Annotated in this window: 5 protein-coding genes; all 5 read left to right on the top strand. The window is 40.2% G+C overall.

The window, feature by feature from the left end:
* Positions 1–14 precede the first annotated feature (14 nt).
* The 5 genes from QZZ35_RS05340 to QZZ35_RS05320 are packed head-to-tail and all read left to right on the top strand — an operon-like array spanning position 15 to position 14,439.
* Positions 15–8,198, top strand: coding sequence for a non-ribosomal peptide synthetase (locus QZZ35_RS05340; protein WP_291236463.1), 8,184 nt, complete (start codon positions 15–17; stop codon positions 8,196–8,198).
* Complete coding sequence (locus QZZ35_RS05335) at positions 8,195–9,799, top strand: AMP-dependent synthetase/ligase (RefSeq protein WP_291236462.1); 1,605 nt, start codon at positions 8,195–8,197, stop codon at positions 9,797–9,799. The genes QZZ35_RS05340 and QZZ35_RS05335 overlap by 4 nt, the downstream gene beginning before the upstream one ends.
* Position 9,800: 1 nt before the next feature.
* The gene (locus QZZ35_RS05330) at positions 9,801–10,025 is read left to right on the top strand and encodes an acyl carrier protein (protein WP_291236461.1); all 225 of its coding nucleotides are present in this window, start codon (positions 9,801–9,803) and stop codon (positions 10,023–10,025) included.
* A gap of 36 nt (positions 10,026–10,061) precedes the next feature.
* Complete coding sequence (locus QZZ35_RS05325; protein ID WP_291236460.1) at positions 10,062–10,766, top strand: ABC transporter ATP-binding protein; 705 nt, start codon at positions 10,062–10,064, stop codon at positions 10,764–10,766.
* A 22-nt stretch (positions 10,767–10,788) separates the two neighbouring features.
* Positions 10,789–14,439, top strand: coding sequence for an FtsX-like permease family protein (locus QZZ35_RS05320; RefSeq protein ID WP_291236459.1), 3,651 nt, complete (start codon positions 10,789–10,791; stop codon positions 14,437–14,439).
* Positions 14,440–14,550: the final 111 nt, after the last annotated feature.

Genomic DNA, 14,550 nt, shown 5'->3' with positions numbered 1-14,550 from the left:
AATTACAGATGTATATGCAGTCAAGAGAATTTTGCAGAAATCTGGAACGTTTTTCTGTAATTATGGTTGGAGCAGAAAACTTCCCGCCAAATCTGTTCTATGAATTGGGCAAATATACAGATGCAATTATTTTTAATGGATATGGGCCGACAGAGACGACATGCGGTGTACTCTATGACAAGATTGAAAAAGGAAAGAAGATCACTATAGGTAAGCCGATTGCAAATACACAGATTTATATTGTGGATGAACACATGAGAATCGTACCGATCGGTGTAACAGGCGAGTTGTGTATCGCAGGAGATAATGTGGGTGCCGGATACCTGAACCGGTCGGGACTGACAGAAGAAAAATTTATACCGAATCCTTTTGGGGAAGGTAAAATCTATAAAACCGGAGATCTGGCTTACTGGCAGGAAGACGGACGGGTCGTTTATGTAGGCCGAAATGATTCTCAGGTAAAGATTCGAGGACTTCGCATTGAATTGGGTGAAATAGAAAATGCGATCAGTTCGATGGAACAAATTGCTCAGGCGACAGTGGTCGTGCGTAAAAATCGAGAAGGAAGACAGATTATTTGTGCGTTTTACACAGGAGAGGCGGTAGAGGCACAGAAAATCCGTCTGAGTATCGGAAAAACCTTACCAAAATATATGCTGCCGCATATTTTTACCCATATCGAACAGATGCCGCTGACTGCGGGAGGAAAGGTCAATCAGAAGGCTTTGCCGGAAGTAGATTTGTACAATACAGACATTCTGGTGGAATATGTGGCACCGGAGACGGCAGAGGAAAAAGTACTTGCAAAAGTAGCAGCAGATGTGTTGAAGGTTGAAAAAATCGGGCTTTTAGATAATTTCTTTGATTTGGGCGGCGACTCTATGAAAGCATTGGAACTCATTTCAAAGTTAGAGACGGAAGGTTATTTTGTTGATACGAAAACGATTTTCGAAAGTAATACGGTAAGAGATCTGGCTGAGAAATTAACGGAAAGTGAGATTGCAGAAGAAACTTTTGCTTTTGAAGGAGACATTCCGGCTACTCCGGCTCAGATGCGTGTCTATACAGCGCAGGGAATGGCCAGTGACAGTACAACGTATAATGTGTCCTTTGTATTCCGTACGGATGAATTGAATCCGGAAAGACTGCAGACAGCAGTAGATGCGATTCTGAAAAGACATGAAATACTGCGCACCCGGTTTGAAAATAAGGAGGGTAAGATCCTTCAGGTTTTGGATGAAACTGCGGTGTGCAAAGTTAAAGAACTGGAAAGTGATGATATTTCTGCATTTATTCGTCCATTTGATCTGAATAAGGCACCGCTCATCAGAGTGGGATATTATGAAAATACGGTAATGATTGACATTCATCACATTGTAACAGACGGAAGTTCTATGCCGGTATTTTTAAGAGAATTGAATGAGTTTTATATGGGAAGGGAAATATTAAAGCCAACTGTGCCATATAAAGCATTTGCTGTACAGGAAGAGGATCATTCGGAGAGTGAAAAATACTGGATGTCTGTATACAATGATGAGATACCGGTCTTAGAGCTGAATACAGATTTCAGAGCGGGGGCAAAACAGACCTTTAACGGAAGCGGTGTTTACGATTTAGTGCCGGAAAAATTACACAGCAGGATCGTATTGAAGTGTAAGGAATTTGGAATTACGCCTTACGTATTTTATATGAGTGGGTTTAATGTTTTGCTTGCGCGCTTCTCCGGGGGCGAAGATATTGTCATTGGAGTTCCTATGAGTGGAAGAAGCAGCAGATTTTTGAATTCTATCGGTATGTTTGTCAACACAGTGGCACTTCGCAATAAGCCGATCGGAGGCAAAAGTGTAAAAGATTTTATGCTGGAGGTAAAAGAAAATTCCATCCAGGCACTTGCTCATCAGGACTATCCGTATGGAGAATTGGTGAAAAAACTGAATATTGCGCCGGGCGGACGGAATCCATTATTTGATATCATGTTTGCGTACCAGAGTGAAGAGATGACAGAAGTCATTTTTGGGGATAAAAAGGCGGAGCTTTTAAAACTTCCGATCACATCATCAAAATATGATATTACATTGAGTATTCTTCCTCAGGAAAAAGATATTCTTCTGGTTGTCGAATATTGTACGGATTTGTACCGCGAGTCCACAATGAAGCGTTTCATGGAAAGCTATAAATATGTTTTGGAACAGATGCTGGATGGAAATAAACGGTTAAAAGATATTGGGGCGATCACTGAAGAAGAAAGCGATAAAGTTTTATGTCAGTTTAATGGATCTGACAGAGCTTATGATCGGGGAATTTATCTGCACAGGATTTTTGAAGATCAGGCAGAGAAAATTCCGGATCATATGGCTGTTATTGCGCCGGATTGTAATCTGACATATGCAGAATTAAATATCCGGGCTAACCAGGTGGCACATTCATTGATAGAACAGGGAATTGGTGCCGGGGATATTGTGGCTTTTGCGTTACCGAGAAAGAGCAGTATGATAGCAGTCATTCTGGGTATTTTAAAGGCTGGGGCCGTATATTTGCCGGTAGATCCGGACTATCCTCAGGATCGAATCGATTACATGCTTGCAGACAGTAAGGCAAAATTGTTTATCACTGAGGCAAATTTCCATAGTGTTACAGAGAATGAAAAAAAGAATAATCCGAACGTTGAGCTGGATGAGGAAGCCCTTTGCTATTGTATTTATACGTCGGGTTCTACAGGAAAGCCAAAAGGAACCTTGTTAAAGCATAAGGGAATAACGAATCTGGTGACAGATCTGAGTCTGTATGAAGATATGTCCGAATGCAAACGGATTGGCTTTATGACAACCATTACATTTGACGTGGCAAGTCAGGAAATATTTACAGCATTATTAAACGGATTGACCGGTGTGCTCATGCCGGAACGTCGTGAGACAAAGACGGATACGATCATTCAGAAAATTGCGGAGCATAAGGTGGACGTCATCTATGCGACAACAACCTATCTGGATTCCCTGACGAACACGAAAGAAAAGGCAGATGCATTGGCTGCTTCTGTCAAAATATGTGTACTTGCAGGGGAAGCGTTTGCTGTCAATGATCATTTGGCACGAACGGAAGGTATCAGTTTTTATAATCAGTATGGGCCGGCGGAGACCCATGTGGCAACTGGGGCAAGAATCCGTAAGTTGACAGATATCCATATCGGAAAGCCGATTGCCAATACACAGATTTATATTGTAGATACATTTATGAATCCGGTTCCGATCGGTGTGACGGGAGAATTGTGTATCGCCGGTGATTGTGTGGGAGCAGGTTATCTGAATCGTCCGGATTTAAATAAAGAAAAGTTTGTAAAAAATCCATTTGGAAAGGGCAAATTTTATAAAACAGGAGATTTGGCTTATTGGAGAGAAGACGGAAATATAGCATATATAGGACGAAATGATTTCCAGGTAAAGATACGAGGACAGCGTATTGAACTTGGTGAAATTGAGAGTGCAATGTGTACAATGGAAACGATCGATCAGGCCGTTGTTATTGTACGGAAAAATAAAGAGGGACGTCAGCTCATCTGTGCTTTCTATACAGGAGAAGAGACAGATATGAGGGACATCCGACGTCATATCCGTAAGAAACTTCCGAAATATATGATACCTCATATTTTCACATGGTTAGATGTCATGCCGCTTACCGCCAGTGGAAAAATCAGCAGAACAGCACTGCCGGAAATCGATCTTTATCATCTGGATATGGCTGTGGAATACGTGGCACCGGAAAATGAAAAAGAAAAAATTCTCGCAGAATCCACTTGTGAAGTTTTGGGTGTTGATAAGGTGGGTATGCTTGACAATTTCTTTGATCTTGGAGGCGATTCCTTAAAGGGCATCGAGTTGATCTCAAAACTGGAAGAGGCAGGATATGTAACGGACACAAAGAGTATTTTTGAATGTGATACCATGAGAGAGTTAGCGGCTGCTATGGAAATCGCAGAGCTGAATGAAGAAGTCTTTGACTATGAGGGGGATATTCCGGCTACACCGGCACAGATGCGTATTTACACAGCGCAGAGCATGAATTCGGATATTACAACTTATAATGTGCCATACATATTTAAAGTGGCAGAGCTGGATGTCGAACGTCTGCAGAAGGCCATTGATCAAATGATGGAACGTCACGATATTCTTCGTACATGGTTCAAAAATAATGATGGACAGATTATCCAGGTAATTGAGGATAGGGCAGTATGTGAAATTGAAAAACTGGAAAATGAAGATATTTCAGCTTTTATTCGTCCCTTTGACCTGCAGAAGGCACCGCTTATGCGCGTTGGTTATTATGAAAATATTGTAATGATCGATATGCATCATACGATTACAGACGGTGGTTCAATGCCTGTATTTTTGCAGGAGTTAAATGAATTGTACATGGGAAGAGAGCTGGATACGAAACCGGTACAATATAAGATGTTTTCGATACTGCCTATGGATTACAGTAAGAGTGAAGCCTACTGGATGTCCGTATTTCATGATGAGCCGCCTGTGCTTGATATGAATATGGATTTTAAGGCGGGGCAGAAAAAAACCTATAACGGGGATGCACTTTATGAGGTTGTAAAACCGGAACTCTATAACCAGATACTGGATAAATCAAAAGAACTGGGAATTACACCATATGTATTTTATATGGGTGCATTTAATATCCTGTTATCAAAGTATTCGGGAAAAGAAGATATTGTTGTCGGTATGCCAATGAGCGGACGAAGCGGAAAATTTATGAACACTTTAGGAATGTTTGTCAATACGATCGCTTTGCGAAATGCGCCGGAAGGCGAAAAAACGGTACAGAGATTCCTGAATGAAGTAAAACAAAATTCTGTGAATGCCATTGCCCATCAGGACTATCCATTTGGAGAGCTTGTAAAGAAATTGAATATTGGAACAAGCGTACGCAATCCTTTGTTTGATGTTATGTTCGCATATCAGAGTGAGGAGACAAGCAGAATTATTTTTGGAGATAAAGAGGCAGAAATTGTGCCAATGCCGGTAAATACTTCGAAATATGATTTTACCTTTAATATTCTTCCGAAGGGAAATTATGCCATTATTATGACGGAGTATTGTACAGATCTTTATAAAAAAGAGACGATGCAGCGTTTGGCTGAGAGTTATAAAAATATTCTGGAACAGTTATTAGATGAAAAACAGAAACTGAAAAATATATCAGCCATGACAAAGAGTGAAGAAACATATGTGATGAATGATTTCAATGATACATATGCGGAGTACCCGAAGGATACATGTATGCATCAATTATTTGAAAAGCAGGCAGAACAACATCCGGACAGGATTGCCGTTATTGCCTGTGATCAGACATTAACGTATCATCAGTTGAATGTGAAGGCAAATAAAATAGCACATAGTTTGATGGATATGGGAATTCGAAAAGGGGATATCGTTGCAGTAGCCCTCCCGAGAAAAAGCTATCTGATAGCAGCATTGTTCGGTGTACTGAAAGCAGGCGCTGCTTATGTTCCTATTGATCCGGAATATCCAAAGGAAAGAATCGACTATATTCTTAATGACAGCGGAGCTAAGTTACTTATATCTTCCGAAAATATTGACAGCATACAGATGCATAATGAAGTGGGTAATCCGAAAACAGATGTATCAAGTGAAGATTTATGTTACAGTATTTATACTTCAGGAACAACGGGCAAGCCGAAAGGAACGATGATCCGTCACAGAAATTTTGTGAATTTCTGCAGTAATAACCCTAAAAATCATCATGCAGCTATGGTGAATGAGGGATCAAGGCTCATTTCCACATTCAAACATTGCTTTGATGCATTTGGCGTGGATTACGGACTGTTTTTGATCAATGGATGTTCCATTGTATTTGCAAGTGATGAAGAGATTGTTTCAGCAGAAAAACTGGCAGATTTAATGAACCGGTATGAGGTTGATGTCATTCATACGACACCGTCTACATTTAAAGCATACTGCAATAGTAAGGCTTATGTTGCCTGTTTGAAAAAACTGAAAGTTATCATGCTTGGTGCGGAAAATTTCACACCCGAATTATATGAGTTTTTTGTGGAAAATACACCTGCAAAAATATTTAATGGGTATGGTCCGTCAGAAACTACCATAGGTGTGACATTTGCAGAAATAAAATCCACCGACATTACAATAGGAAAACCTATTGCGAACACACAGATTTACATTGTAGATCAGTATATGAAGCCTGTACCGATAGGCGTAATAGGAGAATTATGTATCGGAGGAGACAGTGTAGGACAGGGCTATCTGAATAAAGCAGAGTTGACGAAAGAGAGATTTGTGAAAAATCCATTTAAAGAAGGAACCCTCTACAAAACCGGTGACCTTGCATTTTGGCGTGAAGACGGTAATATTGCATATGTCGGCCGAAATGACTTCCAGGTCAAGATCAGAGGACTTCGAATTGAGCTGGGAGAAATCGAAAATGCGATGTGCAGTATGGAAGAAATTTTACAGTCAGTGGTTCTTGTTCGAAAAAACAGTGACGGACGACAGATTATTTGTGCCTTTTATACCGGAAAAGAAACGGAAGCGAAACAGATTCGTGTTCATATCAGTAAAATTCTTCCGAAATATATGCTTCCGCATGTTTTCGTATATTTAGAAGATATGCCGTTATCATCCAGCGGAAAAATCGACAGAACAGCATTACCGGATATTGATCTGGAGAATATTGCAAATGATCAGGAATATATACCTCCAAGAACAAATCTTCAGATAGGATTATGCAAAATTCTGGAAGAGATTCTTGATATAAGACCGATTGGAATTTCGGATGATTTCTTTGAATTGGGCGGAGACAGTCTGGGAGCGATCGAGTTCGTGTCCAGAGCGCATGATCAGGGAATTTACTTTGATTTACAGAATGTTTTTGACTATAAAACAGTGGAAGAGCTTTCAGAATTTATTGAAAATGGTGACACAGAGACGATTCATTTCGGAGATGCAGATTTCACAAAGATCAACGAATTGCTCCGTCATAATATGAATGAGACTGTTGCACTTCCACAGCGAAAAGATATCGGTAATATCATGCTTACCGGAGCCACCGGATATTTGGGAATACATATACTTGCGAACTTCCTGGAGAATGACAATGGGGTCGCATATTGTCTTGTCCGCGGTACGGATCCGGATAACAGCAGAAAGCGATTGATGGATGCACTCATGCACTATTTTGGGAACAGATATGTGCATACTGACAGAATCGAAGTATTTTGTGCAGATCTGTCGAAGGATCGATTTGGCATGGCGGAGGAATACGATCAGTTATTGTCCTGCGTTGATATGGTCATTCATACGGCTGCCAGTGTAAAACATTACGGTTCATATAAATATTTTTATGAAAACAATGTTGAAACGACAAAACGTGTCGTTCAATTCTGTAAAGATGCAGGAGCAAAACTGGTTCATTCTTCAACTTTAAGTATCTCAGGTACACATTTAGTCGATGGTCTGCCTGTTGAATCCGAAGAGAATCTTAAAGTATTTGATGAAGATGATCTGTATATAGGTCAGCAGCTGGATAATGTTTATATTCGCAGTAAATTTGAAGGAGAAATGGCTGTGATGACAGCGATGACAGAAGGTCTCCAGGCAAATATTATGCGTATGGGCAACCTGACAAACCGGTCTTTGGATGGTATGTTCCAGAAAAATCATGAATCAAATGCATTTTTACAAAGAATCAAAGCGATACTGGAATTGGGCGTGTGTCCGGATTATCTTATGGAGTATTATCTGGAATTTACACCGATTGATGAGGCGGCCGAGGCTGTCATGACTTTGGCAAGACATTTCAGTATGAAACAGACGGTTTTCCATATCAGTAATATTAAGCATGCGAAAATGAAACAGCTTGGTGAAGATTTTGGCAAGCTGGGATATGTATTGAAGGCTGTAGATGGAGTGAAGTTTGCGGAAGCTTTGACGGCTACGACAAAGCAGAAGGGTAAAGAGCATATATTTAATGCATTTATCACCGATATTGATGAGAATAACCAGCTGAATACGATTGGTGACATCTATCCAGACAGCAATTATACGGCAGGTTATCTTCGTGCACTTGGATTTGAATGGAGTGAGATCGATATAGAGTATTTGACGAAATATGTATCTTACTTCGAAAAAATAGGTTACTTTGGGGGGAAAGAATGAAGAAGGGGCAAGTGAATGAATTTCACAGACATAGAACATTAAAAGAGCTTTTGATTTTTGGTGCGGAAACATATCCGGATGAGCCGGCTTTTTTGTACAAAGAAAAGAAAGATGAAGTTGTGATCAGTTACAGAAGGTTTAAAGAAGATGTGGACGGACTGGGAACATGGTTGTATCAGAATGGATATAAAAACTGCAGAATAGCGGTTTTCGGAGAGAACAGCTATCAGTGGATCTTAACATATTTTGCCGCCGTATGCGGTAAAAATATGATTGTTCCGATTGATAAGGATATTTCTCCGGAAGGGGCTGCGGATATCCTGACAGACAGTGAGTGCAGATTTATGATTTATTCACATCAGTACGCAGATATTGCACAAATTATTGACGGGATGAATCTGGAGAATGTGAGACTATGCAGCATGAAACAGCTTCCGGAATTGATTGATGAAGGAAGAAAATTGATAGCTGCAGGAAATTCGGAATATATGCAGGAGAATATAGGAGAAGATGATCTTGCGTCCATTGTCTATACATCCGGGACAAGTGGAAAGAGTAAAGGTGTAATGATGAGTCATCGCAATTTTTGTGCGAATACCTATGGCTCATGTGATGCAGTTGATATAAAGCGGGGCACAGCATTGCTGCTGCTGCCTTTGCATCACACCTTTGGCCTGGTGACCAACGTGTTCAGTGCAATTGCTTACGGATATCCGTTATATATTAACCGAAGCCTGAAACGGCTTCTCCCGGATATTCAGAAAGTAAAACCTTATTTATTATGTTTAGTGCCGCTGATGATTGAAGTCATGCATAAAAAAATCTGGGATACCGCACGCAAAGAAGGAAAAGATGTCACTTTGAGAAGGATGATGAAAATCAGCGATGTACTTCTGAAATTTGGAATTGACCTGAGAAGAAAATTTTTTAAATCGGTGCTGGATGCATTTGGCGGTAATCTGGAATTGATCGTTTCCGGAGGCGCTCCCATTGATGAAAAATATATCCGGGATTTTCGATCTCTGGGGATTAATGTTCAGAATGGATACGGAATTACTGAGTGTGGTCCGGTTGTTGCTGTTACCAGAGGAAAATTCCCTACAATAGGAAGTGTCGGGACACCGCTGTGCTGTAATCAGATCAAGATATCGGATGAGGGAGAGATTCTTGTCAGCGGTGAGAATGTTATGGCTGGATACTATCATAATGAAGAGGAGAATAAAAAAGCTTTTGATGGCGAATGGTTTCATACCGGAGACTTGGGTTACATTAAGAATAAAGAACTGTATATTACGGGAAGGATTAAAAATCTTATTATCTTGAGTAACGGTGAAAATCTTTCAGCGGAGTCCATCGAAGATAAAATCTACAGCAGTATTCCATATGTCAAAGAAGTCATTGCCTATGGAGAAAATGGCGTGATTGTTGCAGAAGTATATCTGGATGAAGAAAAAGCGGATGGAAAAGAGCATATCCATGAAGATATCAGAGCATTGAACAGACAGCTTCCTCAAGTAAAAACTATCGGAAAAGTTGTGATACGAGATACGGAATTTCCAAAAACAAGTACAAAGAAAATAAAAAGATATAAGGAGAATTAATATGTTAGAAACTTTAACAAAAATTATCAGAGAACATACAGGTGATGAAAGCATTGTAATTAATGAAGATATGGATTTAAAAGCGGACTTGGGACTTAATTCGCTTGAATTGGTCAATCTCGTCTGCGTTGTTGAGGATGAATTTGATATCGAGATTCCGGATCGCAATATTAAGGATTTCAGAACAGTGAAAGATGTGATTGAATTTATCGAAGAACAGTTATAAAAGATGTGATTTGCGATAGATTAGGGGGAATTAAACATGTCAGGATTTGTTGAGCTGAAAGATGTACATAAGATATATCAGATGGGTGAAGTAGAAATCCGAGCAGTTGACGGGATTGATTTTTCTATTGATCAGGGAGAATTTGTAGTTATTGTAGGACCAAGCGGCGCCGGAAAAACGACAGTTTTAAATATTCTGGGAGGAATGGATAAAGCATCTTCCGGCTCTGTCATGGTCGATGGAAAAAATGTGGCAGAATACTCAAACAAGGAATTGACACGGTTTCGAAGAGATGATATCGGATTTGTATTTCAGTTCTATAATCTGGTGCAAAACCTTACAGCGAAAGAAAATGTGGAACTGGCAGCTCAGATTTGTAAAAATCCTTTGGAGGCGGTTTCTGTATTGACAGAGGTAGGCCTTGAAGGACGTATTGATAATTTTCCGGCACAGCTTTCCGGCGGAGAGCAGCAGAGAGTAGCGATAGCGAGAGCATTAGCAAAAAATCCAAAATTGTTATTATGTGATGAACCAACAGGAGCCTTGGATTATCAGACTGGAAAACAGATATTAAGACTGCTGCAGAGGACATGCTGGGATAAAAAAATGACAGTTATTGTCATCACTCATAACTCAGCGATTGCTGCGATGGCAAACCATGTTATTGAAATAAAAAACGGACGTGTTGCACGAGAGTATTATAATGAAGATCCTCTCCCGGTAGAGAAGATTGAATGGTAAAAGAAACTGAGGAGAGTGGAGAATGAAAAAAGCACAGTGGATTGATTTATTCCGCGGAATCAGAAAAAGTATAGGAAGATATCTTTCGCTTTTATTTATTGTAGCATTGGGCACTGCCTTTTTTGCAGGCGTACGTTCAGCCGAGCCGGATATGATTGCGTCAGCGGATAAATATTATGATGAATCAAGTCTGATGGACGTTCGTATCATTGGAACGTTAGGTCTCACAGAAAAGGATGTAGAAGCCATCGAAGCAGTTGAGGGGATTATAAAGGCTGAAGGCGGATATTCTATGGAGGTTCTGTCGATTTTTGACGATGAAGAAATGGTCTTTAATGTGATGTCCGCAGGAGAAAGTATAAACCGGATGACGCTTTGGGAAGGTTCTATGCCGGAAAAAGAAAATGAATGCTTTATGGATCAAGGATTCATGATCTATAAAGGATATGAAATAGGGGACACGGTTACATTGACCGATGAATCCGGAAATAAACCGGAAAATTTAAAGACAGATACGTTTACAATTGTCGGAAGCGGAACCTGGTCCTGGTATTTATCATGGAGTCGTGGATCGGCATCCATTGGTAATGGATCTCTGGCAGCATTTATGGTCGTTCCTGAAGAGAGCTTTGATATGGATTACTATACGGAAATTTATGCTATGGTAAATGGCGTAAAAGGCCTGAGTACATATTCAGATGCTTATGATGAGGCAGTAAAACTTGTGACAGAGCGTATCGAAGAAATTGCAGGAGAACGATGCATTATTCGTCACACGGAGGTCTACGAAGATGCGGAGAAGGCATTGTCCGATGCAAGGGAAAAAGTAGCATCAGGAGAACAGGCGCTGGCCGATGCGGAGAAAGAGCTGGAAGATGGCGGCAAAGCTTACGAAGAAGGAAAAAAAGCTTATGAAGAGGGATTGAAAGAATTTCAATCCGGCAAAAGCGAATGGGAGAAAAATAGTAAGGAACTGGCGGCTTCCAAAATTCGTCTGCAGCAGGGACAGATAGAGTATAACAATGGTGTTCAGGCTTTGAATCAGGCGAAAGAGGCATTGGATTATGGAAAAAGAGAAGTAGAAAAACAGGAAGTCCAGTTGAAAGAAAGCATGATCCAGGTAGAGAAGGCTAAGGAGCAGATCGCAGGTGCAGAACAGCAAATCGAGCAGGCTCAAAGTCAGATTGATGCAAAAGAGCGTGAGTATCTGGCAGCGAAATCCGAATATGATAAGCAGGCAGCTTTATATGAGGAAGAAGCTTCAAAAGTAAGAGCTTTGGAAGCACAACTTTCCGATATCAGACAGCAAATATCATACAAACAAAATGAGATCGGGGACCTTCAGAACCAGTTGAAACAGGTTGAGCAGGAAGAAGGAACCGACAGTGAGAAATATCAGAGCATTGCGGCGCAGATCAGTGCAAAGCAGTCAGAGTTGGAAAATCAGCAGTCAGAGGCAGAAAAATTACAGGCACAGTATGATGCGGCTGAGTCCGAATTACAGTCTGCAAAAAAAGAATTAGATCAGGCATGGATACCATTGCAGTCAGCCGAACAAGAATTAAACGCTGCAAAAAATGAGCTATCTGTAAAAAGACAAGAATTATCCGCGCAGAAAGAACAGATCGCAGAGGCTGAACGAAATATTGAAAATGGGAAACAGGCGCTTGAAGAGGCAAAAAAAGAGATTACTGAGAATGAAAATCTGATCGCACAAAATAGTGCACAACTGGATGTCGCAAAGAATGAGCTGGATGCCGGAATGAAGGCTATTGAAGATGGTGAAGGGCAACTAGCAGCAGCAAAGAATCAGTTGGATGAAGCAGAAGAGAAACTGAATAAAGCTCAGGAAGAACTCTTAAAAGCCAGAGAAGAGCTGGAAAAAGGCTGGAAAACATACAAAGAAGAAGCAGAAAAAAATGAGCGGAAACTGGAGGAAGCCAGAGAACAGATTGCAGAGGGAGAAAAACAATTAATTGAATTAGAAGAAGGAAAATGGTATGTTCTGGGAAGAGATACAATACAAAACAGTGTGGAATACGGGATGGATGCAGAGCGTATTGGAGCCATTGGCAATGTACTTCCGTTAATTTTTTTCCTCGTAGCAGCATTGGTGAGTCTGACAACAATGACACGTATGATCGAAGAGGAGCGAACACTCATCGGAACAATGAAAGCATTGGGATACAGTAAATTGACTATTGCGGCTAAATATATTTTATATGCATTCAGTGCAACATTGATTGGCGGTGTTTTTGGTGTATTGTTTGGTTCGAAGGTACTGCCGTATGTTATCATGAAAGCCTACGGAATTCTGTACAGTAATGTGCAATACATTGTAACTCCGATCCACTGGGATTTGTGTGTGATTTCAATTTTAATGGCATTAGTTTGTACTGTGGGAGCAACGATTGCGGCATGCTATAAAGAGTTATTGTCCACACCGGCAGCGCTTATGAGACCTCCGGCACCAAAACAAGGAAAGCGGGTATTTCTGGAACGTATTCCATTCATTTGGAAGAACTTAAATTTCAGTATGAAATCTACAATTCGTAATCTGGTACGTTATAAGAAGCGATTTTTTATGACGGTCATAGGCATCGGGGGCTGTATGGCAATACTTCTTGTCAGCTTTGGTCTCAAAGATTCGGTTGCAGAAATTGCAAAAAACCAGTATAAGAATATTTGGACCTATTCCGCTTTGAGTGGAATTCAGGAGAAGGCAGTGGAAGAGCAGAAAGCAGAGCTGGACACGGTTGTTAACAATAACAGTAATATTAAGAGTGCAATGCTTGCAAAACTATTGTCTGTCGATGTATTTACAGAGAAGGCGGAGAAAACGGCTCAGGTCTATGTGATTGAAGATATACAAAAAATGGAAGAATATCTCGATCTTCATGGACGCGTGACAAAGGAAAAATGTACGTTGACAGATGATGGTGTCATTTTAAGCGAAAAACTTGCATCTGTGATGGGGGTTGAAGAAGGCGACCTCGTGACACTTAAAATCAGTGATACAAAAAATGCAGAGGTACTCGTTACAGGTGTTGCAGAGAATTATATGAACCATTATGTCTACATGACACCGGCGGGATATGAAAATATATTTGAAGAAGCACCAAAGTACAATCAGATCTTTTTCAAATTTGAGGACGATGTTGAAGAAAAGGGCGAACAGGAAATCGCACAATATCTTTTAGAAAAAGAGTGGATTGAATCCATCACTCTGGTCAAGGATATACAAAAATCCATCGATGACATGATGAATGCTTTGAATCTTGTAGTATGGGTACTGATTATTTCAGCCGGATTGTTAGTGTTTGTCGTATTGTTTAACCTGAACAATATTAATATTTCTGAAAGAAGACGTGAACTGGCCTCCTTGAAAGTTTTAGGCTTTAGTGACATTGAAGTTGCCATGTACGTATATCGTGAAAATATATTCCTTACTCTGTTTGGTATATGTATCGGTGTCGTTATGGGAAGCTGGTTACACAAGTATTTGATTTTGACCTTAGAAGTTGACATGATCATGTTCGGACGTCAGATCAATCCAATGAGTTATGTCTACAGTATTATTCTTACAGTTTTATTTGCAATGCTTGTTAATATCAGTATGTTCTATAAACTTCGTCAGATTGATATGGTAGAATCATTGAAGAGTGTTGAGTAATCGTATATGAGGCACATAGATGAAATAATCTATGTGTCTCTTTTTTTAAAGATTGCCATACCTGTAATTTAAGCAGAAGATATGATGTTTTTTAAAATCTTTTTTGCAGGA

The sequence above is a fragment of the Frisingicoccus sp. genome (genome assembly GCA_016298055.1).
Lineage (GTDB): Bacteria > Bacillota > Clostridia > Lachnospirales > Lachnospiraceae > Frisingicoccus.
Note: the sequence above shows the minus strand (reverse complement) of the source record. Positions and strands in the feature narration are given on the sequence as shown.